Raw genomic sequence first — 23,090 nt, forward strand, 5'->3', positions numbered from 1 at the left:
TTATTTTGCATTAGAGTATTTTTCAAACTCTCCACTTTCATCGATTTCATTGCCATAAAGTTTGTGTAATTCATAGTAGTATTTTACAAATTCCTTACACTCTTCATCAAGCGGTAAAAACACCTCATCTTCTAAAACACAAAATTCATCTAAATAATTTTTAGCATCTTCTTTTAACATATAATGTCTTGCTAGCTTATAATAATTTTGCATAAACACAGCCTTAAAACTCTCGTAAGCTTCCTCATCAAATTTAATGTTTAATTTCTCATTTGCAAAAGATAACACCCCTGATTTAAACAACAATGACAAATGAATCAAACCTTCTGTATAATAAGGCTTAACCTCCTCTACTCTTTGCCAAGCAATTAATCCTATAGCCCTTTTAATAAGCTCATAAAATACAGGAAGCTTTAAATCATCTTCTTCATGTAAAAAGAAATTTACAAGCCCGCCCGCAGTAGCTTTAAACTCTTCTATATTTTTAAACACACCACTTTCATTCATTTTCTTTTCGCTATCATTTGCCACAAAGAAAATATGCCCAAACTCATGACCTATGGTAGAAACTTCATAAATTCTTTTCCATAATTTTTCATTGTAAAATAAAATTTCTCTACCATAATCTAAAAATTCTTTTTCAAATACCATAGAAGAAAGCTTCATAAAAGGCTTGGTTTTAGTATTTTCATAAACATAATTTAAAAAAGCAAAGATCTTTTTACCTGCTATATTGCTTACATACTCATCATTTGGCACTACTTGAGCAGAAAAAAGCCCCTTAAGCTCTGCTCCATAAAAAATCATAGGCATACAAATATAAAGCTGAGTTTTTTCAAGATTAAAATTCACTTCATCAAACAAAGCTTCATCTTCTTCATCTAAATTTGCATACACCATTGCAAAGCTTTCTTTGATTTTATCTTTAAACTCGCTCCCATTAAAATCACTCACATCTTCTAAGCGTATATCCCACTCAAGTGCTACTGCATGCGTATAAGAGTCTTCATAGTATTCTAAAGGATGGCCAATTTGCAATGGACATTTTACTTCCATCCACGCAAGCTCTGCTTCTTGCCATTTTTTAACCACTTCATTATTATCTTTTTCACAAAAAGCAAATTTTAATTTTTCTATATAATCAATATAAGCATTTTTTTCATCATCTAACGTGCAATTTCTTAGTTTTTCTAAAAGTTTATCAAACTCATATTCAAGCTTTAAAACTTCATTTTCAAAAGCTTTTGCATAAGGTAAAAATCTCCAAAGTGTTCCTATTTTAACTAAAGCTCCATAGCTTCTTTCACAAATTTCACCATCTTGATTAAGCTGATAAAGCTCATTTTGTTTTAAAAACTCCAAAGCATCGCTTAAATTTGGAAATTGTTCTTTTAAGATTTTATTATTTGTATCTAAAATTTGCTTGCTCCAAACAAGCTCAAAAGAATTCATAACTACGCCTATATTATGCGCACCTTGAACTAAAGCCAAATAAAACTCATCAAGTAAATTTTTACTCTTAATTTCATCGATTAAATCTTGATGCTCTACCTCATAAAAGGCTCTTACCAAAGAAAAAACTTTATATTTTATTTGAGAAATTTCTTCTTCATTTAAACCTTTTTTCTCAAGTTCTTGGACTAAATTTTCCTCTTTTAAATCCACCAAACGACGCAACATTGCCAAAACATTGCTTTTTTCATTTTCAAGATTAGCTAGTTCTAAAGCTCTATCTATCAAAGGATGACTTTGATTAGTTTGAAGTATATTATAAAGACTATTGATATTTTGTTTCCTATTTTTCACAATTTTTGCTATTTGCTTAAAATCATTCATTTTTTACCTTTCTTTATTTTTAAAACTTAATTATAATGTTTTTTTTAAAACACAAGGAGAATGTATGAAAGATATGGGAGAACCTAAGCTAAGAGTTATAGCTATGCCAAGCAATACAAACCCCGCTGGTAATATCTTTGGTGGTTGGATCATGTCACAAATTGATCTAGCTGGAGCCATTGCCGCAAGAGAACTCTCCCCACAAAGAGTTGTCACAGTTGCGGTAGATAAAATCATTTTTAAAGAGCCAATTTTCGTAGGTGATTTAGTATCTTGCTATGCAAAAATCATCAAAGCAGGTAATACTTCTATCACCGTAGAAGTAGAAGTAGTTACCCAAAGAGCCAATGATTATGGCCGTGTATATTGCATGCATGTAACTTCAGCTGTGGTAACTTATGTAAGTGTAGATAAAGACGGAAATAAACTTCCTATTGATGCGGATTTAAAAAGATTGCACGGCTTTTGATATGTTTTATTGTATTTTCAAAAAAAATTTTATATCATCACAGAAAACTTTCTAAGGCTTATATATGCGCGGATATAAAATATTTTCTGGTTCAGCAAATGAGGAATTTGCTAAAAAAATCTCAAAATACCTTTCACTGCCTCTAAGCAATGCGGGTGTGAAGCGTTTTAGTGATGGTGAAATTAGCATTCAAATAGATGAAAGCGTGCGTGGTAAAGATGTGTTTATCATTCAAAGTACTTGTGCTCCAACAAATGATAATCTAATGGAACTTTTAATCATGACAGATGCTCTGCGTCGCTCAAGTGCAAGCTCTATCACAGCTATCATCCCTTATTTTGGTTACGCTAGACAAGATAGAAAAGCAAGTCCTAGGGTGCCTATTACTGCAAAATTAGTAGCAAATCTTATAGAATCAGCCGGTGTAGATAGAGTAGCTACCATAGACTTACATGCTGGACAAATTCAAGGCTTTTTTGATATACCTGTGGATAATCTTTATGGGAGTATTATTTTTAATGATTATATTAAAAATAAAAACTATAAAAATCCTATCATTGCAAGTCCTGATATAGGCGGTATAGCAAGAGCTAGGAGCATAGCAAAAGCTTTAGGACTTGATATAGTTATAGTAGATAAAAGACGCGAAAAGGCTAATGAAAGCGAAGTAATGAATGTCATCGGTGATGTAAAAGATAAAGAAGTTATTTTGGTAGATGATATCATTGATACAGCAGGAACCATAGTAAAAGCTGCTGAAGTATTTAAAAGCAAAGGTGCAAAGTCAGTTATAGCTTGCTGTACCCACCCTGTGCTTAGTGGCGTAGCTTATGAAAGAATAGCCAAAGATGCGCTTGATGAGCTAGTAGTAACTGACACTATACCTTTAAAACAACAAATGGATAAAATCAAAGTCCTAAGCGTAGCACCTATTTTTGGTGAGGTAATACGCAGAGTTTATCATAATGAAAGTGTGAATTCTTTATTTGTATAAATTCTTTGCAAGGATAGCCTTGCAAAGAAAACTTATTTTAACTTAGATGATAAAAGATTATAATCCTTTTTAATATCTTTAAGTTTTAATGAATTTAATATTTTATTTTCAGTTTCGGCTGACCAATATATTTTTAATCTTTTCTTAGCTCTTGTTATAGCTGTATAAAATATATTATGTGTTATTTGTTCTTCTATTTCATCTGAAATAATTATAGAAACATTATCATATTCTAAACCTTGTGCTTTATGTATAGAAATAGCATAAGCTACTTGAAAAGGAATAGCATGCTCTTTTTCATCCTCTTCATCAGAATTTATTTCATCTACTCTAAAAGTAATTTCTGTATATTCATTATTAAATTTTTTAGTAATTTTAAAATCTTTTTCACTCTCTTCGCTTATATTTTTATAAACATTTACCACAAAAAAAGCACATCCTTTTCCTTTCTTTATATCTACTATCGATCCTTTTAAGTTGTTGTGAATGACTTGTCCAAATCTTGAAGAGGATTCATTATTAAACAATATAGGATCGTCTATTTTATAATATAAGCTATTAAATTGAATGTATTGTTTAGGATTATTTTCTTGTAAAAGCCTATTTATATTATTTACACCATATAACCCACCATAATTAAGGCATAAAATAATCTCATCTTCTTTTTGCGTATTAAAATTAAAATTTTCTATTTTTTCAGATATTTTTTTCTTAGAAAGCTTTTCAAGTATATTTTCCCCTAGCTCTCTTACTTCTTTCCATAAATCTTGCAATCTTTCATCATTAGTTCTGTAAATATGTTTTAGCTCTATTTGCTTATCTTTAAAAAAGTTTTGAGCAAATAAAAACCAATTTCCAAAATCAATAGCTTCTATTTGATATACATCTCCAACACAAACCAAAACATCACATTTTACTTTATCTAAAAATTCAAACATATGTTTATTATCAATCGTACTACACTCATCAATAATCACAACATCATATACTTGCTCTTTTCTTTTTTTTACGCAAGAAGATACAACATTAAAACTCCATAATGGATTTTTTATTCTTCTTTTTATATTATCTAATGCTGTGTAAGTATTTGTCAAAAATAATATATTTTTATCTTTAAAAAAATTAGAAATATATTCTATTAATGTGGTTTTACCTGTTCCTGCTGCACCATATATCAATGCTAATTTTGAATCGCAAAACATTTTTTCTAGAAAATTCTTTTTTTCTTCACAATCTAAGTTGTTATTCTTTAGCCATTTTTCTATATCTTTTTGATAATTTTCTATGCCACTTTGGGTAAAATTTTTAAGCTTTAAAATAATATTTTTTATCGCTGTTTCATCTTCATTAATATATAAATATTTTTCATATAATATTTCTATATGTCTTTTTGGCTTATGGTCTTTATACTCAATAGAATCATTGTGTTTTCTAACTAGTTCTAAAATACTTTCTTTAGAAATTTGCCCAAAATCCTCAATATCCTTATATAAGTTTCCATGAATTTTAGAGTTATTTTTAATAGTTCTGGCTAATAATTCATGCTTTCTATCTTTCACATCTAAACACTCATATAAGTCAATTAATCTAGGATTATGTCCTGTCAAAGAAGTACAAAAAGGCATATCTTCAAAAGGTATGGAGGAATTTTTTAAATATAAATTTGATAATTTTTCATTAGCAAAATCACCTTTTTGATATTTTATAACAACATTATTCATACTATTTAATAAATAACTAAGGATATTTTTTCCTTTTTTATTATTTGTAATAATATCCCTTGTCTTATCAAGACATTTAAAAAAATCATTAAATTTATTTTCACTAAATTCATTCTTGATGTTTTGATATTCTATATCATTTAATTTTACAATATCTAGCAAGCTCAATTCATTGTATTTTAAAAATTGCATGATTCTCTCATACTTTGCATTTCTTGTAAAATTAACATTAGCTAATCCAAAAATAGCACAAAAATTCTTTAACTCACAAGGTCTTATGCTTACATTCCAATTGATTATTAATATAATGGGTATCTTAAATGATTTCAACCATATACTAGTATCATATAGTTTTAATTCAACAGCATAATTATCAGGAATATATTCTTTTGAAAAAGCTATGATTTTATCAAATTTACTTGTATAGTTTTTAGCTAATGCAAATGTTATCTCATAATATATTTTTTTATCTACAACAAATGGCTTGACTTTATGTATATAAAATTTATCAGTTCTTTCTCTTTCAAATACACTTGTATTATTGATTTTATTTACAACTCTTTCATAATATTGCAAACTTAGATTATCAAGCCTAATAGGAAATTCATATATATTTTGCAAGATATCTAAGTTTAAATTATTTTTACAAAATTGCTTTATTTTAATTAAAATAGAAATATATTTTAACATCAATCTTTCTGAAGTTTCCTCATCTGGAGTGTAATGTGAAGATGTTATTTGTAAAAAATTATGCATTTTTCTAATATTTACATATTTAGCTTTATCGCTTATATATACAATTGCAACTTTTATATTATCATAGTGACTACTAAAATTATTATTTGTATCTCTATTGTAAATATACAAAGCAATATGCTCTATTAAATTCCTTAACTCATTAAGTATATTTTGAGATAAAAACCCTCTATCATCCTCATGTTTTTTTATATTTTTATTAAAATTTTGACTAATAACTATAATTTGTTCTAAAACAGATTTATCTTCCATCTTAATTCCTTAATAATGCTATATATTCACTTTGTTTTTCGTTTAAGACTTTAAAAGTGCTTATCATGTAAGAAAATTCATCATCACTTAAACTATAAAGTTCTTTAACTAATAAATCATTTTTTGCTCTTAAGACATCATAAGCTTTTTTAGTTTTTGGAATTTCATCATTTTGTATATTAAATTCTTGTTTTAGCTCATCAAAATGATGATTTTGATCATTATAAAGCTGTAAAAGCAAGGCATTTTTAGCTAGGGTTTTATAGATTTCATTGTTTTGAATTTCATCATCACTTGGTTGAGGCAGAGGAATTCTTTCTAAGTAGGTTTTGCTTACATTGATTTGCACCATATTTCTTATGATAAAATCAACCACTAAAGAATTAAACAAAGCCAAAACAAGCAAAATTCTTTCATAAGACACTACATCTATACAAATTTCATCATCTTTTAAAATATACTGTTTTGGTGCATTTGCAAACATACTATGTCCAAAACCACAATTTTTTGGTAATAAAGAAGCTATCAAGGTTCTTTCATTTGTATCGCTTGCAACAGCTCTATAAGTAAGTCTAAAAAATTCTCTATCATATTTTATCAAATCAGGCTTTAGTTCTTTGCCGGTGGCCTTTTTAGCTCTTAAAAGTTCTTTGCTTTTTAAACGCTCATCAAATTTAGCCTTTTCTAAAAAATAAGTAGCTTGGCTAAAATTTGCATTAAATTGATGTATCATTTTACCTTCATATAAGGGCAAAAGTCCTTCCCTAAACTCTTCTATAAACAAATCTTTATCACTAGTCATATTTAATTCTTGTCTAAAATCTATATAATCAAAAGACAAGGTTTGAAAAGTATTGTAGCATTTTCTTAGAATTTCTAAGGCTTGTTTGTCTTTTAGCTCCATTAAGGCTAAGTGAGTTGGACTTAGCTTTTTGATATCTTCTAAGCTTAGAGTTAAAATTTCATCTTTGTTTTTTAGTGAGTTTATATCTGTTTTATAAAACATTGTTTTGATTTTATGAGTGTGATTTGCTTGCGTGTTTTTTATAAGCATAAGAGCAAATTTATATCTTGAATCCACATCAGCAAATATAGCTTGTCTATTTTCAAAACTATAAAAATACTCTAAAGTTTTATTTTCTAAAATTTCTTTTCTTAAAGTCAAGCTTCCATCTTCAAACATCAAAGCACTAGGAAGCACATAAGCTAAATTTCCATCTTGTTTTAAAAGAGAAAGATTTTTTTCTACAAAAAGACGAAATAAATTGATATCTTTTGTTAAAGAATTAGACATAAATGTGTTTTTATAATAAACATTAATTACATCTATATATGTTTTTTGTTTTTCATAATTTTGCTTTATATAATCTTTCGCTAGCAAATTGTCTTGAATTTCTTTTTTCTTGCTAGCGATTAAGCTTCTATAATCGCTTTTATATTGTGGAAAGAAATCATTGTCACTAAATTCTGATTTATCCCAAGGTGGATTACCTATGATGATATCAAAGCCTTTAAAGACTTGATTTTCTATGATTTCAGGAAATTCTAACTCATAATTAAAGAAGTTAAATTCTTTTTGATATTTGCTAATGATAGCTTTTGCTTGTTTATTTTGGCTTAAATTTTGTATATCATCTTGACTTAGGGCTTTTAGAATTTGTAATTCTTCTTTGTTAGCAAAATGAAGTGAGTTAATATAGTTTAGATATAAATTTAACTTATCAAGTTTTGGTGTGATTTCATTTTGATAGATTTGTTTGGATTGTTTGATTTGTTCTTCGTTGGTATCTTGTAGATTATCAAGCTTTTCAAATACTTCTTGTAAAATTTCAAATTCTTGAGTAATGGAATTTGTGAAAATATTTTCTTTATTTTGCTTTATTAAATTTTCAAAATCACTTATACTTGAGCCTAGCAAAGCATTGCCACATTTTATGTGATGTTCTATAAAAGAAAGTGGGGTTCCAAAGATAAAACTATCTATCCAAAGACTAAGCTTAGTAAGCTCTATACTAAATGGATTTAAATCCACTCCATAAATAATGCGTTTTAGCAAAAGTCGTTTTAAAACATCACTTTCATCTAACTCATAATCTTGCGTGAAATCTTTTATATGATTTGCGATATTTTCTTTTTCTTGTTCGTGGAGTTGCTTTAAATTTGTAAAATGTTCAAAATCTGATAAAACAATATGCGTGATAGCATTTAAAACCGCAACTAAAAAATGCCCACTACCGCAAGCATTGTCTAGAATTTTAAATTTCAAAATGTTTTCATTGTTTAGTTTGTCTTTTAAAGCACTTTGGATTAAAAAATTAGCTATGGATTGAGGTGTATAAAAGCTTGCACTTGCTTTTCTTGAGTTGCTAGTATTTTTTAGATAAATTTGTCCTTTTTCATAAAAGGTGTATTTTTCTAATTTTTTTGATTTTTCTAAAATTTTAAAGTCATAATTATCAAAATAACACTCTATTTCTTTTGATTTTTCTTTATAGCTTACATAGTAAATATCTTCATTTGCTACTTCAAAAAAGTAAGAAAGCAAGCCTTCATAAATCGTGCCTAAATGCTCTATGCTTAAGGTTTTATAATCTCTTTTAAAAGTTAAATTTTTATCTTTGTAGTATAATAATTGTTCTAAAATTTTCTTCAAGTCTTTATCGCTGAAAATCTTTGGTGTGTTTAAAAGAGTGGTTTTGCTCTCATCAAACAACCCACCATTGAAAACAGGCATGTCAAAATTGCCTTTGCCTTTATTATAAATTTGAAATATCATTTCTAAATCGCCAAAGCCAGCACTTGAGCTTTCATCATCGCTTAAATTTTGCAATAAAGTTTTTATGCTAATTTTGCTTTTGAAGTATTTATGCTTTTCTAAGATATTTTCAAATTTATCTTCAAAATAAGCAATAAATAAAAGCCTAAACACAAAATATAAAGAATTTTCATAGATTAGCTTTAAATCAGCTTTAGTTTTGTTATAAATCTTAGAACCTATAAATTCAAATAAAGATTCATTGCCATTAGTTCCATAGATGATAGATTTTAAATCATCCTCTATTTTTATTTTTGATTCTTTATTAACTTGTAAAGATTTTTCTATGTGTTTTTCTTCCGTATAACTTGCTGAAGCAAAAATACTATAAAAATACGCAAAAGCTTGGTAGTTTTTATCTTTTATGATTTGTTCTAAATTTATCTCATAAAATACCTTGTTTGCACTAAGTGTAGAGTTATCATAAAAACGCCAAAATCTACCATTAGTTAAAAAGCCATAATTTTTCTTAAGATTACTAAGATATCTTAAAATTTGAAAATGGGGATTTTCTTTTACTTTTTTATTATCTATTTGTACATTATAGGCTTTTGACTCCATGATAATAGTGAATTCATTACTTGATTTTTTTGTTTCTTTGTCTAAATTTTCATAATTTACTTTTATATTTTCATCACTAAAAAGCAAAAAATCGGGCTTTTCTAATTTACCCTGTATGATCTTTTCATCTTGTCTTATAAATTTCCACCCTAAAATGTCTAACACTTTTGATATAAATTCATCTTCAAATTGATGTTCGTTATAATTTTGAAAATTTCTTTGAGTGGCGTTGTATAGACAGATTATATTATCTAAGGTTGTTTTATATGTGTTTTCATTTTTAGTAAAATTATAAATATTTGGAAAATCCACCTCTAGAGCATAGTTGGTAAAAAGATTATTATCAAGATATTTTTTAATTTCTTCATAAAAATTCATAGAACAACCTTAGTATTTTTTAAAATGATAACAAAAAGAACTTTTTAAAATGCTAAGAAATACTATCAAGCTTTATAATGAATTTAAATTTAGAATTAATAAAAACCTTACCATCTATCTAAAAAGAAGCCTTCCTTGAAGTCCTATCAATAATAAGAAACCTTTGATGAAATTATATTATTAAAATACTAAATTCTAATAAATTGATATATGAAAGATTAAATTTGGTGGAGACGAGGGGAATTGAACCCCTGTCCAAAAATAAAACAACCACGGCATCTACATGCTTAGCAAAGGTGAAAATTTCATCTAGCCAAACTCACCTTCCAAAATTTCAAACTAGACTAAGACTTTAACTTCAATCAAAACTTGTCAAATTTCAATCTACACTATCGAAAATGACCAAATCCTAAGCTAGATAGTATCGCTTAAAATTCAGGCTCAACTGAACTTACGCAGCTTTAGCGTAAGCAGGAGCAAATTTAACGTTGTTTGCGTTTAATTTTAATTTGAGCTTTATACGCTTTGCTCAAAGCGACATGCCACCAAGGCCACTCTACTCCTGTCGAAGCCAAGTCGTCCCCGTTATTTAGAAATTTTATCAGGAACATTTGCAATTTGAGGGTTAAATACACTTAAAAAAGAAGCATTTTTTTCATAATCACTGCAATATCTATCAAGCTGCTCACCCACTAAAAACATCCAATCCACAAATTCATCGCTAGCAGGCCCATCAAATTTAGCTGCTTCTTGCATAATTTCCTCACAAAATGTGCAAAAATTTGCAATCTCATCTAAATTTAATCTTTTAGCAGCCCAAACTACATTGTGGATATTTTGCTCTAAGTCTTTTAAAGCTTCTTTGTATTTTGAGCTATCGCTGCTTAGCTTTACTATCAAAGGCTCTAAAACATCGCAAAGACTTCTAAAAAAATACAAAAAACGCTCGATTTCTTCAAGCTCATAATCTAACTCTAATTGCTCTAAAATTCCCATAAAAACTTCTATAATCTAAGTTTAAATGTTTATTTTAGCAAATTTTAGATAAAATTAAAATTTCTTAGCAAAATAAAATGGAAAAAATATGGATAGAATCGTAGAGATTGAAAAATTCTCCCCTGATGAAACTTATGAAACAAGTCTTAGACCTTCAAATTTTGATGGCTACATAGGACAAGAAAATATTAAAAAAAATTTAGAAATTTTTATCAAAGCTGCTAAAAAAAGAAATGAATGTCTAGATCATATCCTTTTTAGTGGGCCTGCAGGACTTGGTAAGACAACTTTAGCAAACATTATCTCATATGAAATGAATGCAAATATCAAAACTACCGCTGCACCCATGATAGAAAAAAGCGGGGACTTAGCTGCGATTTTAACTAATCTTAGCGAGGGAGATATTTTATTTATCGATGAAATTCATCGCTTAAGTCCCGCCATAGAAGAAGTACTTTACCCTGCTATGGAGGATTTTCGTCTTGATATTATCATCGGCAGTGGCCCTGCTGCACAAACGATAAAAATCGATTTACCCAAATTTACTTTAATAGGTGCTACTACAAGAGCAGGTATGCTAAGTAATCCTTTACGCGATCGCTTTGGTATGCAATTTCGCTTGGAATTTTATAAAAATGAAGAGCTTGCTATCATTTTAGAAAAAGCAGCTCTAAAGCTTAATAAAACTTGTGAAAAAAAAGCTTCTTTAGAAATAGCCAAACGCAGTCGCTCAACCCCAAGAATAGCATTAAGATTGCTTAAGCGTGTAAGAGACTTTGCTGATGTAAATGATGAAGAAATCATTAGCGAAAAAAGAGCTAAACAAGCACTTGATTCCTTAGGGGTAAATGAGCTTGGTTTTGATGCGATGGATTTGCGGTATTTAGAGCTTTTAACTGAAGCTAAAAGAAAACCTATAGGACTTTCTAGTATAGCTGCAGCATTAAGTGAGGATGAAAACACCATAGAAGATGTGATAGAGCCATATTTACTAGCAAATGGCTATATAGAAAGAACAGCCAAAGGTCGCATTGCAAGCTTAAAAAGCTTTGATGTTTTAAAATTAAAATATAACAAAGGTTTATTTGATGAAAAGTAGTAATTTTTTCTTGATTAGTTTTATTTTGATCATTTTATTTTGGGTACTTTTTTTATTTAAACCTTTTTTGATGAATATAGCCATAGCAAGTTTAATGGCTGTTTCTACTTCTAATATTAATGTTAAATTCTTAAATATATTCAAAGGTAAAAAAGTCGTTGCTGCAGCAACTACTACTGCTTTTATGCTAGCTTTATTTTTTATCCCTTTTGTATATGCTATTATAGAGCTAGCAAAAGCTGCAAAAGGTTTTGATATAAGCTATTTTCACAATACCATAGAATATTTTAAAAATTATTCCCTACACCTACCCGAATCTTTAAGCTTTATAGAACCCAAAATCAAAGAAGCATTAGCAAGTATTGACTTAAATTCTATCTCTAAAAATGTTTTAACCTATCTTTCAAGCGCAACTAAATTTGGCACTAAATTTCTAACTGACATGGTATTAATTTGCGTATTTTATTTCTTTGCTAATCTTTATGGAGCCCAACTCATTGGCTATATAAAAAGCATAGTGCCTATGAAAAAAGAAGAAACTCAAGGCATTTTAAGTGAAGTGAGTAATGTAATGTCTGTTGTGTTTTATTCTATGGTACTAAATGCCATTTTACAAGGAGTGCTTTTTGCTATCATTACTAAATTTTATGGTTATGATGCGATTTTAATGGGAATATTATTTTGCTTTAGCTCTTTAATCCCTGTGGTAGGTGGGGCCTTAGTTTATGTGCCTGTCTCTTTATATGAATTTGCAAATAACAATCTAAGCGGCGCTTTAGTGATTTTCATTTATAGCGTGGTAATGATATCTTTTATCGCAGATACTTTAGTAAAACCCTATATCATTAAATGGATCAATGAAAAACTTGTTCAAATTCCAACACAAATTAACGAACTTTTAATTTTCTTTGCGATGATAGCAGGAATTTCAAGTTTTGGCTTTTGGGGTATTATCCTTGGACCTGCTATTTTAACTTTCTTTATTTCTACTTTAAAATTATATGTGATTTTAAAAGAAAAGCATTTTGTATAAAAGCGATTATTTTTCAATAATCGCTAAAATTTCTTCTTCGCTTGTAAGTTTTTTATTGTATTTAATCACTAAAAATTTAGAGTTTTTATACACATCTAAAACTCCATTTATGCCTTTAATCATATTTAAATCATGTTTTGTTTCTAAAGATAAATAGACATTTTTAAAATCTGCCGGACTTTGTAAAAACAAAAGCAACACAAACCAAATTACAGACAAAGCTATCAAAATAAAAGCAAGAGTAACTAAACTAAAATGGTGTAAAAAATACCCTCCAACGACACCACCTAAAAAGCTTCCAAAATAGCCAAAAGCATTAAACACACCCAAAGCTGCGCCTTTTTCATTTACCTTAGCAAATTTACTCGCACAGCTTTGCATAATAGGCTCATGTAAATTAAATCCTATAAAAAACACTACAACACCCACCATAAACACTAAAGCATTATGCGAAAAAGCAAATATAATATAAGCAATGATAAAAAACGCCACACCTAAAAGCAATATCTCTTTACTTAAGCCTCTTTTTTCTCCCAAAGATCCTGATAAACCCATAGCTAAAAACCCAAGCACCATAGAGCTAACATAAACATGCCATAAATTCTCACTTGGATAATTAAACTCATGCACCAAAACCAAAGGAATACTTAAAAACGCAATACTCATAAGCATTTTTTGCATACAATTAGTAAGATTCATCAAAGCTAAGTTTTTTTCTTTTAAAAGTTTTTTCAATGGGGTTTTAGTATTTTCATGTACTATTGTATGCTCTTTTGGCACAACGCTAAATAAAAGCACGATACAAATTAAACTCAAAATCGCACTTAAATCAAACAAACTTGAAAGTCCAAATTTAGCACTCATTAAAGGAGAAAGCACTAAAGAAGCTGCAAAAGAAAGTCCTATAAATGAACCCATGATAGCCATAGCCTTACCGCGATTTTCTTCATTGATAAAATCACTTATCATAGCAGTAGCTACTGCTCCTATGGCTCCTGCACCTTGTAAAAGCCTTCCAAACATCATCGTATAAATATCATCAGCATATGAACACACCAAAGAACCTATGATAAACACCACAAGTCCTATTAGCATAGTTTTTTTACGCCCTATTTTATCTGAAATAATACCAAAAGGAACTTGCAATGCCATTTGAGTTAGAGCATACACACCTACTAAAAGCCCTACTAAAAACTCATTAGCTCCTTTTAAATTTAAAGCATATAAACTTAAAACCGGCAAAACTATAAACAATCCAAAAAATCTAGTTCCTACAATAAAAGACAAAGGTAAAACGGTTTTTAACATCTTTTCTCCTTATAAAGGATAATTTTACTATGATTTTGATAAACTTTTTTTAAAGTCAAAACAAAAAGAGTAATTTATGAAGAAAAAATTAAAAATCATTCTAGCAACTTCTAATGCACACAAAGTAGAAGAAATCAAAAAATTTTTAACTTCTTATGAAATTTATGCCTTAAATGAAATCATCACTCCTTTTGAAATTATCGAAGATGGCATAAGTTTTAAAGAAAATGCTTTGATAAAATCTAAAGCTATTTTTAATGCTTTAGGCAAAAAACAAAATGAATTTATCACCTTAAGCGATGATAGTGGTATAAGCGTAGAGGCTTTAGACAATGCGCCAGGGATTTTTTCTGCAAGATACTCTCAAGAAGGCACTGATGAGGCCAATAGAAACAAGCTCATCCAAGCTTTACATGAAAAAAATCTACATCAAAGCAAAGCTTTTTACACTGCAGCCATAGCTATAAGCTCAAAATATGGACATTTTAGCACGCATGGATATATGCATGGCCTTGCTATTGACACTCCAAGGGGTAATAATGGCTTTGGATATGATCCTTTATTTATCCCAAAAGGTTTTGATAAAACCTTAGGTGAATTAGATGAGCAAGTAAAATTAAAAATTTCACACCGCTCACAAGCGCTAATGTTTGCTACTTATATCTTAAGGGTATTAGAAAAAATGGAGTATTAATGAAACAATTTATAAAATATATGCTTATTGCTTTTGGTGTTTATGTGATTTGGATTTTACTTTATTTTAATTTTGTTTTAAAATAATGATAAGTTAAAATAAAACTTGGTAATAAAAAAAGCGAACCAAACAAAAGCAAACTCATAGCCAAAACCGTAAGCAAGCCAAAATAAATCGTCGGGATAAAATTACTACTAATCATTACTAAAAAACCTAGAATAATCGTAACACTAGTATAATAAATCGCACTTCCTATACCTATATGCGAAGCTTTTATGGCCTCTTCTAAGCTTTTATGTTTTAATTCTTCTTTAAAACGATGAATATAATGAATCATATCATCAACCCCTATTCCTATACAAATAGCAGCTATGGTAATACTCATAATATCAAGTGGTATATTTAAAACACCCATTAAGCCAAACACCAAAGCTAAAGGTATGAGATTGGCCAAAATTGCCACAAAAGCATAAACAAAACTTCTAAAAATCACCACAAACAAAGCAAAAATCACAAGCACCACAAAGGCTAAAGTGTCAAATTGTGATGAAAAAAGACTTTGAAGCATATTATTATACAAAGGCATAATACCACTGATTTTAACCTCTACATTATCATTTTGCAAAAGCTCATTTAAGTCTTTTTCAAGCTGTTTTAAAAAAGCATCGCGTCTTAAATTTGGATCACTATCTAGCATACGCACGCTAAATCGCAACTCATTATTTTCTACACTAACAAAAGGGGTTAAAACTTGCTTTTTAAAATTCTCATCTAAATTTTCATATAAAAACGCTAGAGCAAAATCATCTAAAGTCTTACCATCATTAATGCTTTTTCCAAGCTCTAGCAAACTTTGCAAGCTAAGCACAGAGCCTACATATTTTTGCTTACTTAAAAACTCATGAACCTTAGCAGCTATTCTTGTTTTTTCACTACTAAAAAAATACCTATCATCTTTGGATAAATCATCAAATTCTTGTTCAAACTCATCTAAGCTTTCATTTTGTTTTGGATTTTGCTTAAATTTGACAATCACATCTAAAGGCATAGTTCCACCTAGCTCTTTATCTATAATCAACAAACCTTGTTTAATCCTAGAGCTATCTTTAAAATAACTCACAAAACTATTTTCTACTTTAATTTGCAAAATTCCATACAAAGCAAAAGCCGCACAAAATAAACTTATACCATAGATAAATTTTCTATGTTTTAAACTTACATTTGCACAAAAACTTAAAAATTTCAACGAATTTTGATTAAGCTCTTTAAAATTTAAACGCGGCATTAATACCAAAATACTTGCAAAATAAATATAAGCTAAAATCAAACTCACACTGATGCCAAGGCTCATCATAATACCGAGTTTGATAATAGGCTCAATATCTGAAAAAACAAAACTTAAAAACCCAACAACCGTGGTTAAAATAGCAAAAAAACTAGGACTTGCTTTATCAAGTAAGGTTGAGAGTAAAAGCTTATAAACGCTAGCTTTTGGGTGTTTGTGTAAATTTTCTATAAAATGCACGATTAAGTGTATCACAACAGAAACAGTGATAATGAGTACCAAAGCTACATAGTTTGAAGACACCACAGTAATATCAAAGTCCAAAAGCGCGAAAATCCCGCTTGAAGTAAAAAGTGAAACCACACAAATTCCCAAAGCCAAAAACACTAAACGCAAAGAGCCAAAAAACCACCAAAGTGCTATAAATAAAAGCCCTATTAAGCTAAGTCCATAAATTTTTAAATCACTTTTTACATAATTAATCATATCATTAGCGATCATTTCAACACCACCAAGGTGTAAAAAGTCTCCATTTTGACTATACTTAGATACTATTTTAGTAATTTCTTCTAATCTTTTGGCACTAAATTCCCTTGAGCTTTCTTGGTGCTTTTTAATCAAGGCTCTAAAATGCTCTTTTTCATTTTCATTTTGCGCATTATCCCTTGAATTAATCAAGTCATTATAAACAAGATCAGGTGCTAGATAAATCAAAATTCCCGTTGTTTTTCCATCTTTTGAGATGATATTATTTTTATAAAATGGTTGATTTAAAATTTCTTTTTTAGCTAGATTAATATCCACATCTTGACTAAAAATATTAGGTATATTTTGGATAAGCTCTTTTAACTCTTTACCTTTAGAACTTGCAAGCAAAGGTGCATTAGCGACAGAAAATACCTTTTGCACACCATTGATTTTTTCTAAATCAAGGGTTAAGTTTTTGATAGTTTCTAAATTTTCTTTAGCAAAAATATCTTTATTTTTAGGAGCAAAAGCAAGCATTAAAAAATTATCATTGCCATAACGCGCTGAAACTTCTCTATATAGTTTCAAACCCTCATCATGCTCTAAAAGCAAGCTTTCAGCACTTGCATCAACACTTAAATTTTTAGTAAAAAAACTAAAAAATATACAAAAGATTAAAGTAATCCCCAAAGTTAGCTTTGGGAAATTAAGAAAGATTTTTAAAATTTTACTTAGCATTATTTAGAAAAATCAACACTAGAAAGCTTTTCAAGCAAGGTTTTAAAATCGCCATTTTGCAAGACATCTTTAAATTGTGAGCGATAAGTTTGTATGATACTTATGCCAAAAATATCTACATCATAAATTTGCCAATCATTATTTTTATCATAAAATTTAAAGATTACAAAATTTTCTTTACCATCTACTATCATAGAAGTTTTTAAAAAGGCTCTTTTGTTTTTTTCTTCTAAATTAATCACTTTTAATTTTTGAGAATCATACAAAGCAAGCTTATCTGTGAAACTTTTTTTAAGGTTTTTTTCAAAAGCTTTGTTAAATTCATTTTTTTCATTTTCACTTAATTTTTCATATCTTGTAGAAAGACTAAGTTTAGCCATAAGTTCATAATCAAAAACACCATCAAATAAAGCAAAGATTTTTTCCGCTGCTTTGGTTTTATCGTTTTTATTTTGATCTAAAATTTTTAAGCTCTCATCAATTTTTTCTTGCATGGTTTTAGAAATATCTTGCAAATTTAAAGCAAAAGCAAATACTACGCTAAAAAGCAAAACTATGATTTTTTTCATTTTATCTCCTTATTTGATGAGTTCTTGGCGTCTTTGTTCATACGCATCGCGTATAAAAATGTAATAATCTACACTATTTTGGTAAATATCATCTATTTTTTCATACTCAAAACTTAATTCATTGAGTTTTAATGCAGCATTTACACCCACACCAACCCAAAAATTCTCAATATACCCCTCAGGCACCATAAACCAATTTACAGGCAAAGCTAAAGCATCTCTTACATTATAAGGACCTAAAAGTGGAAGCACTAAGTGTGGTCCACTACCTACTCCCCATTTACCCAAAGTCGTTCCAAAATCAGCTTCATAACTTTTTAAAGGAGTTTTACTCGCACTATCTAACAAACCAAATCCAAAAATCACATTCACACAAAATCTTCCAAATTCCTCACCAGCTTTTCTAAATTCTAAACTTAAAAGATGATTAATAAATCTAAAAGGTGATCTTGTGGTATCAAAAGCATTTTTTACACCTGTTCTTATAAAGCTTGGAGTAATGCTTTTATAAGAAAGCACAACCGGTCTTAAAAAATAAGTATAAAGATCATAATTAAATTTACTCATAGCTTTATTGTAAGTATAAAAGCTATCTTTGACTTCTTTTTTTTGATATTCTTGTTCAAAATCTTCAAAGTCATTTGCTAAAATCAAAGTGTTAAAAAATAAACACAAAGTTAGTATGTATTTTAACAAGCTTTTTCCTTTTAAAATTTCATAAATTGAAATCTTATATTATACAAAAAATTAAAATAAATTTTTACATTAAAAATATTCTTTAAAAAAAATTAGTAATTTTTATTTACTTATGAAATAAGTCTTAGAAAATATGCAAAAAATATAAATTTATTTTTGCTTTTAAAAATAAGCTATAATTTTTTTAAAATTTACTATTAAAAGGATAAAAAATGAAAAAAATTTTTACCCTACTTTTTTTGTGTATTTTTGGCTATAGTGCTGATGTAAATATCGCTGCAGCTGCAAATGTAGCTTACGCTTTTAAAGCCTTGCAAAAAGAATTTCAAAAAGAAAACCCTGATATTAGTATCAATGTAAGCTTAGGCGCTAGTGGAAATTTAGTCTCACAAATTAAAAATGGTGCGCCATTTGATATATTTATGGCTGCAAATATGAAATTTGCACAAAGCTTGTATGATGATAATTTTACTAGCACAAAACCTGTTATTTATGCTCAAGGAGCTTTAGCTTTACTCAGTGTTAGAATGGATTTAAGCAAAGGATTAGACACACTTAAAGAAGAAAAAGTAAAAATCATCACCATAGCTAATCCCAAAGCTGCTCCTTATGGTCAAGCTAGCATAGAAACTTTACAAAATACTAAAATTTATGAGCAAACAAAAGCTAAAATCATCGAGGCAAAATCTATAGGAGAAGCACTTACTCAAACATTAAAAGCAGCCGATGTGGGTTTTATAGCAGCAAGTGCTTTATATGAAGATACGCTAAAATCTTATAAACTCCAAGAAGGAAAAAATTATATTTTAATCAATCCAAAGCTTTATGAACCAATCAATCAAGGCATTGTTATCACTTCTTATGGTAAAGATAATGCTAAAGCTAAGAAATTTTATAATTTTATTTTAAGCAAAAAGGCTAAGGAAATTTTCAAAGCTTATGGCTATAATATCCCATGATTAAAGCTAAAATAAATATTATAAAAAATCATGAAAATATAAACTGGGTAGAATTTCTTATAAATAAACATAAATTATTTATGCTTGCTTTAGAACTTGATGAAAAAGCAAGCATTGATCAAGAAGTTTTACTAGCTTTTAAAAGTAGCGAGTGCTTGCTTAGTAAAAAAAATTTAGAAAATTCATTTTTAAATACCTTTTATGCAAAAATCATTGATATTTTTCAAGGACAAATCATCACTATCGTAAGATTAGAAAATGAAATTTGCACTTTCGAAGCTCAAATTAGCACCCATGAGTTTTTAGAGCAAAATTATCAAAAAAATGATTTTGTATTTGCTTATGTACATCCTAGTGCTTTATTTATCAAAGAGTATTTATGCTAAAACTTGACTTTGAAAAAATCTTTAAAAATAAAGAAAAAGAATTTAAACTTAAGGTTAAATTTGAAGCTAAAGAAGGAGAATTTTGTGCTATTTTTGGAAAAAGTGGTAGTGGTAAAACTACGCTTTTGAGAATTTTAGCGGGTTTTGAAAAAGCACAAGGAATTTGCACTTTTAATAATACGATATTTTTTGATGATAAAAACTTTCTAAGTCCACAAAAAAGAAAACTTGGCTTTGTTTTTCAAGATTATGCTTTATTTGAAAATATGAATGTAGAGCAAAACTTACTTTTTGCCAAAAAAGATCTAAAATTTGCTAATGAACTTTTAGAACTTTTAGATTTAAGCAAACACAAAAAAAGTCATATTTTAGAACTAAGCGGGGGACAAAAACAACGCGTAGCTTTAGCAAGAGCCATTATGCAAAAACCCAAACTTTTACTTTTAGATGAGCCATTTAGCGCCCTAGATAATGAGATAAAACTACACTTGCATGATTATCTTTTAAATATACACAAAACTTATAAAATCACTACTATTTTAATCAGTCATGATGTAAGTGAAGTTTATAAACTAGCTAATAAAGTCATCATTTTAGAAAATGGAGCTATCATCAAAGAAGGCTCGCCTAATGAAGTTTTTTTAAAAACACAAGGCTCGCAAAAATTTGCCATAAAAGCACGCATTTTAAAACTACAAAAGCAAGATAGCATATTTATAGCCATACTTGCCATAGGTAATCAAATCAGCCAAGTAGCACTAAGCCCTTTAGAAGCTAAAGATTTTAAAGAAAATGATGAAGTGCTTTTGAGCCAAAAAGCTTTTGCGCTAAATTTAACTAAGATATAAAAAACAATGTTAAAATAAGATAAATTATTACAAGGTTATAAATGACTTATGGATTTTTTATCTTAAAATTTTATACTAGCTTATGGACAAAATGGAAGATAAGATTATCTTGTGGTTATTTTATAGCCCCTACTGCACCACCTTTTATCCTTTTGTAATTTCATTTTTAAATTAATTTAAAAGGATATATAAAATGCATTGGTTAGTATTAGTAATTAGTATAGTTTTTGAAGTGATTGCAACAAGCTCGATGAAGTATGCAAGCATAAGTAAAAATAATCTTTATTTAATCGTTTTTGCGGTGTTTTTTTCATTTTCTTTAGCAGGTTTATTTTATGCTTTGAAAAAAATTGATTTAAGTATAGCTTATGCAACTTGGGCAGGTTGTGGTTTGGCATTAGTTAGTGTGGTGGGATTTTTAATCTTTAAAGAAGTAATTACTCTTAATAAAATCATTTTTATTATTTTAATCATCACTGGAGTGGTGGGATTAAAACTTAGTGCTTAAGCCTTTTGGCTTAAAGCACATTCATACTTTGTATCATTACTTTTGCTTTACATTCAGCACAGCAATATAGTGTTTTTATCTTAGCTTCATCACCCATAAATCTTGGCTTCATAATGCTAGCAATTTTCTCAATGGCCTTTTTAGTAGCAAATTCTTTCCCACACTCTACACAAGCAAAAAGTTCATCTTGAGCTAAAACCATAAAAGAAAAATACTCTTTTTCCAAATCTATCCCACTTCTTTGAAGCATTAAAGTATCTTTTTCAGCACAACTTGCCTCACAATATCCACAGGTAGTACATAAACTTGCGTTAAATTTCAAAGAATTATCTTTAGTATCAGCCACTAAAGCTCCTACATTACAAGCTCCCACACAAGAAAGACATAAAGTACAGGTGTCTGCATTGATGGTGATTTTTCCATAGCGTATCCATTCTTTACTTGGGATATTGCCTAAATTTTCTTCTTTTATAAGCTCTCTTAATCTTATAGCAAAATCTTCTCTTTTTAAAAGCGCAGGGTTATAAGATATAAATTTGAGATTTTCTATAAAATGTGCTTGATTTATAGCCTCTAAAAGTTCTTTTTCATCTTTAGCTAGAAAAATTGCATTTTGTTTAAATTTTCTTTGAAAAATTTCATTCATCAAAGCTATCACTTCTAAAGCACCTTGCGATAAGCCATCACTATAAAAAATCACACTAGCACCACTTGTTTGAAGCATAGCTAAAAAATGTGCTTGATCAAGATAATTCTCGCCTTTAATCATAAAAGGCATTACATCTTCTTTTAAAGTGATATTTAAATTTTCTATAGACATTTTCTCAGGGATTATTAAAATGATTTTATCTTCATAAAATTTTAAAATTTCATAAAAGCTATTGCGTGGCATAGGTGCATAATCAAGCGCTCCACTAGGACAAATCCCCACACAATCACCACAGCTTAAACAATCCACATGAGAAAATTCTAATTTTCTTTGCTCATCATCTTTTAAAATAGCCACACTAGGACAAATTTCAGCACATTTTCCACAATGAATACTTCTTCTTTCATGGTATTGACAAATGCTATCATCATAACTAATATAATTTCTAAATTTATATTTTGGAGAATTAGAATTTAAAAGTTTTATAAGCTCTTCTTGACTTAAGGTGGTTAAATCATAGCAACCACTTTGTTGATCAAAACTTTCTTTTTTTACATCATATAAGAAAAAATCACAATCAATCTCTACTTGCTCATTATCTTTTAAAGCTATCACACAAAGCTCGCCCACGCAACCTAAAACACCCAAACATTGCTCATTACTTAGTTTTAAAACCTTGTATTCTTGTTTTTTTAAACTTTCAATAAGCTCATTTTGATCCTCATTGCTTACAATAATTACATTTTTACCCACTTCTTTGGTGTATTCTAAATCAAGTCCTAAATCATAAACTTTAGATCTAATCTTATATAAGGACTCAATAGTTTTGGCTTTTTTAAGCACATCATCTTGTGAGTTTTTAAGGTAAAAATTAATCTCAGGTGCATAAACTTCAGGATTTAAAAGCTTTGAATTTCCTATAAAAACTTCTTCATTACAGGCTTTTTGAACTATGCTAATATCATCACTTAAAGGAATTAAATCTTCATTTTCTAAAAATACAAAATCTTTCATAGCACTCTCTTTTAAATTTTTTAATCTTAATTATATAAATTTCATTATAAAAAAGTTA

Annotated in this window: 18 protein-coding genes and 1 other RNA gene; 9 read left to right on the forward strand and 10 right to left on the reverse strand. The window is 28.7% G+C overall.

Translation table 11 applies throughout. The features are described 5' to 3' along the window. Window positions 1-1,836 carry an invasion protein CiaB gene (ciaB, locus tag CAMP5063_RS04195; protein WP_337194871.1) on the reverse strand — a complete coding sequence of 612 codons (1,836 nt, stop codon included), beginning with the start codon at window positions 1,834-1,836 and terminating at the stop codon, window positions 1-3. Between the two features lie 64 nt (window positions 1,837-1,900). Between ciaB and CAMP5063_RS04200 the strand changes: the two genes are divergently transcribed. Together CAMP5063_RS04200 and CAMP5063_RS04205 are read left to right on the forward strand one after the other, a co-directional pair. After that, the gene (locus CAMP5063_RS04200) at window positions 1,901-2,305 is read left to right on the forward strand and encodes an acyl-CoA thioesterase (RefSeq protein ID WP_133319755.1); all 405 of its coding nucleotides are present in this window, start codon (window positions 1,901-1,903) and stop codon (window positions 2,303-2,305) included. A gap of 64 nt (window positions 2,306-2,369) precedes the next feature. Next, the gene (locus tag CAMP5063_RS04205) at window positions 2,370-3,299 is read left to right on the forward strand and encodes a ribose-phosphate pyrophosphokinase (protein ID WP_337194872.1); all 930 of its coding nucleotides are present in this window, start codon (window positions 2,370-2,372) and stop codon (window positions 3,297-3,299) included. 32 nt (window positions 3,300-3,331) lie between these two features. Here CAMP5063_RS04205 and CAMP5063_RS04210 read toward each other — a convergent pair whose 3' ends face one another. The 4 genes from CAMP5063_RS04210 to CAMP5063_RS04225 form a co-directional block, all read right to left on the reverse strand. Beyond that, window positions 3,332-6,028, reverse strand: coding sequence for an AAA family ATPase (locus tag CAMP5063_RS04210; RefSeq protein ID WP_337194873.1), 2,697 nt, complete (start codon window positions 6,026-6,028; stop codon window positions 3,332-3,334). 1 nt (window position 6,029) lies between these two features. Beyond that, window positions 6,030-9,782 carry a class I SAM-dependent DNA methyltransferase gene (locus CAMP5063_RS04215; protein WP_337194874.1) on the reverse strand — a complete coding sequence of 1,251 codons (3,753 nt, stop codon included), beginning with the start codon at window positions 9,780-9,782 and terminating at the stop codon, window positions 6,030-6,032. A gap of 225 nt (window positions 9,783-10,007) precedes the next feature. Beyond that, window positions 10,008-10,366, reverse strand: a transfer-messenger RNA (tmRNA) gene (gene ssrA, locus CAMP5063_RS04220). Window position 10,367: 1 nt separating this feature from the next. Then, complete coding sequence (locus CAMP5063_RS04225) at window positions 10,368-10,778, reverse strand: hypothetical protein (RefSeq protein WP_039619086.1); 411 nt, start codon at window positions 10,776-10,778, stop codon at window positions 10,368-10,370. Window positions 10,779-10,866: 88 nt separating this feature from the next. Between CAMP5063_RS04225 and ruvB the strand changes: the two genes are divergently transcribed. Then, window positions 10,867-11,877 (forward strand): Holliday junction branch migration DNA helicase RuvB, encoded by a 1,011-nt coding sequence (gene ruvB / locus CAMP5063_RS04230; RefSeq protein WP_220566281.1) that lies wholly within the window; start codon window positions 10,867-10,869, stop codon window positions 11,875-11,877. Continuing rightward, window positions 11,867-12,910, forward strand: coding sequence for an AI-2E family transporter (locus CAMP5063_RS04235; protein WP_263694020.1), 1,044 nt, complete (start codon window positions 11,867-11,869; stop codon window positions 12,908-12,910). The genes ruvB and CAMP5063_RS04235 overlap by 11 nt, the downstream gene beginning before the upstream one ends. 6 nt (window positions 12,911-12,916) lie before the next feature. On the opposite strand, the gene CAMP5063_RS04240 is transcribed toward CAMP5063_RS04235, so the two are convergent. Further along, window positions 12,917-14,218, reverse strand: a complete 1,302-nt coding sequence (locus tag CAMP5063_RS04240; RefSeq protein ID WP_039619090.1) for an MFS transporter — start codon at window positions 14,216-14,218, stop codon at window positions 12,917-12,919. Window positions 14,219-14,294: 76 nt separating this feature from the next. On the opposite strand from CAMP5063_RS04240, the gene CAMP5063_RS04245 reads away from it, so the two are divergent. After that, a complete protein-coding gene (locus CAMP5063_RS04245; RefSeq protein WP_263694018.1) occupies window positions 14,295-14,912 on the forward strand; it encodes a non-canonical purine NTP pyrophosphatase in 618 nt (205 codons plus the stop codon). Between the two features lie 61 nt (window positions 14,913-14,973). Here the strand turns inward: CAMP5063_RS04245 and CAMP5063_RS04250 are convergent, their stop codons facing one another. Genes CAMP5063_RS04250 through CAMP5063_RS04260 form a run of 3 tightly spaced genes read right to left on the reverse strand, consistent with a single transcriptional unit; the run spans window position 14,974 to window position 18,668 of the window. After that, window positions 14,974-17,403: an efflux RND transporter permease subunit gene (locus CAMP5063_RS04250; protein ID WP_337194875.1), complete on the reverse strand. Its 2,430-nt coding sequence runs from the start codon at window positions 17,401-17,403 to the stop codon at window positions 14,974-14,976. After that, window positions 17,403-17,972: a Tgt2/MlaC family protein gene (locus CAMP5063_RS04255; RefSeq protein WP_257935726.1), complete on the reverse strand. Its 570-nt coding sequence runs from the start codon at window positions 17,970-17,972 to the stop codon at window positions 17,403-17,405. The genes CAMP5063_RS04250 and CAMP5063_RS04255 overlap by 1 nt, the downstream gene beginning before the upstream one ends. Window positions 17,973-17,981: 9 nt before the next feature. Next, window positions 17,982-18,668 (reverse strand): MlaA family lipoprotein, encoded by a 687-nt coding sequence (locus CAMP5063_RS04260; protein WP_133319762.1) that lies wholly within the window; start codon window positions 18,666-18,668, stop codon window positions 17,982-17,984. A gap of 212 nt (window positions 18,669-18,880) precedes the next feature. On the opposite strand from CAMP5063_RS04260, the gene modA reads away from it, so the two are divergent. The 4 genes from modA (at window position 18,881) to CAMP5063_RS04280 (ending at window position 21,369) form a co-directional block, all read left to right on the forward strand. Continuing rightward, window positions 18,881-19,627, forward strand: a complete 747-nt coding sequence (gene modA / locus CAMP5063_RS04265; RefSeq protein ID WP_263671132.1) for a molybdate ABC transporter substrate-binding protein — start codon at window positions 18,881-18,883, stop codon at window positions 19,625-19,627. After that, a complete protein-coding gene (locus CAMP5063_RS04270; RefSeq protein ID WP_263662211.1) occupies window positions 19,624-20,013 on the forward strand; it encodes a hypothetical protein in 390 nt (129 codons plus the stop codon). Before modA ends, CAMP5063_RS04270 begins: the two co-directional genes overlap by 4 nt. Continuing rightward, window positions 20,007-20,861: a sulfate/molybdate ABC transporter ATP-binding protein gene (locus CAMP5063_RS04275; RefSeq protein WP_337194876.1), complete on the forward strand. Its 855-nt coding sequence runs from the start codon at window positions 20,007-20,009 to the stop codon at window positions 20,859-20,861. The genes CAMP5063_RS04270 and CAMP5063_RS04275 overlap by 7 nt, the downstream gene beginning before the upstream one ends. A gap of 193 nt (window positions 20,862-21,054) precedes the next feature. Beyond that, complete coding sequence (locus CAMP5063_RS04280; protein WP_263661264.1) at window positions 21,055-21,369, forward strand: DMT family transporter; 315 nt, start codon at window positions 21,055-21,057, stop codon at window positions 21,367-21,369. A gap of 10 nt (window positions 21,370-21,379) precedes the next feature. On the opposite strand, the gene CAMP5063_RS04285 is transcribed toward CAMP5063_RS04280, so the two are convergent. Continuing rightward, complete coding sequence (locus tag CAMP5063_RS04285) at window positions 21,380-23,032, reverse strand: 4Fe-4S dicluster domain-containing protein (RefSeq protein ID WP_133319766.1); 1,653 nt, start codon at window positions 23,030-23,032, stop codon at window positions 21,380-21,382. Window positions 23,033-23,090: the final 58 nt, after the last annotated feature.

This window comes from Campylobacter sp. RM5063, from assembly GCF_024723655.1.
GTDB lineage: Bacteria > Campylobacterota > Campylobacteria > Campylobacterales > Campylobacteraceae > Campylobacter_D > Campylobacter_D lari_D.

Coding starts and splice junctions, on each gene's coding strand:
- ciaB (WP_337194871.1), bottom strand. CDS start 1,836: ATGAATGATTTTAAGCAAATAGCAAAAATTGTGAAAAATAGGAAACAA.
- CAMP5063_RS04200 (WP_133319755.1), top strand. CDS start 1,901: ATGAAAGATATGGGAGAACCTAAGCTAAGAGTTATAGCTATGCCAAGC.
- CAMP5063_RS04205 (WP_337194872.1), top strand. CDS start 2,370: ATGCGCGGATATAAAATATTTTCTGGTTCAGCAAATGAGGAATTTGCT.
- CAMP5063_RS04210 (WP_337194873.1), bottom strand. CDS start 6,028: ATGGAAGATAAATCTGTTTTAGAACAAATTATAGTTATTAGTCAAAAT.
- CAMP5063_RS04215 (WP_337194874.1), bottom strand. CDS start 9,782: ATGAATTTTTATGAAGAAATTAAAAAATATCTTGATAATAATCTTTTT.
- CAMP5063_RS04225 (WP_039619086.1), bottom strand. CDS start 10,778: ATGGGAATTTTAGAGCAATTAGAGTTAGATTATGAGCTTGAAGAAATC.
- ruvB (WP_220566281.1), top strand. CDS start 10,867: ATGGATAGAATCGTAGAGATTGAAAAATTCTCCCCTGATGAAACTTAT.
- CAMP5063_RS04235 (WP_263694020.1), top strand. CDS start 11,867: ATGAAAAGTAGTAATTTTTTCTTGATTAGTTTTATTTTGATCATTTTA.
- CAMP5063_RS04240 (WP_039619090.1), bottom strand. CDS start 14,218: ATGTTAAAAACCGTTTTACCTTTGTCTTTTATTGTAGGAACTAGATTT.
- CAMP5063_RS04245 (WP_263694018.1), top strand. CDS start 14,295: ATGAAGAAAAAATTAAAAATCATTCTAGCAACTTCTAATGCACACAAA.
- CAMP5063_RS04250 (WP_337194875.1), bottom strand. CDS start 17,403: ATGCTAAGTAAAATTTTAAAAATCTTTCTTAATTTCCCAAAGCTAACT.
- CAMP5063_RS04255 (WP_257935726.1), bottom strand. CDS start 17,972: ATGAAAAAAATCATAGTTTTGCTTTTTAGCGTAGTATTTGCTTTTGCT.
- modA (WP_263671132.1), top strand. CDS start 18,881: ATGAAAAAAATTTTTACCCTACTTTTTTTGTGTATTTTTGGCTATAGT.
- CAMP5063_RS04270 (WP_263662211.1), top strand. CDS start 19,624: ATGATTAAAGCTAAAATAAATATTATAAAAAATCATGAAAATATAAAC.
- CAMP5063_RS04275 (WP_337194876.1), top strand. CDS start 20,007: ATGCTAAAACTTGACTTTGAAAAAATCTTTAAAAATAAAGAAAAAGAA.
- CAMP5063_RS04280 (WP_263661264.1), top strand. CDS start 21,055: ATGCATTGGTTAGTATTAGTAATTAGTATAGTTTTTGAAGTGATTGCA.
- CAMP5063_RS04285 (WP_133319766.1), bottom strand. CDS start 23,032: ATGAAAGATTTTGTATTTTTAGAAAATGAAGATTTAATTCCTTTAAGT.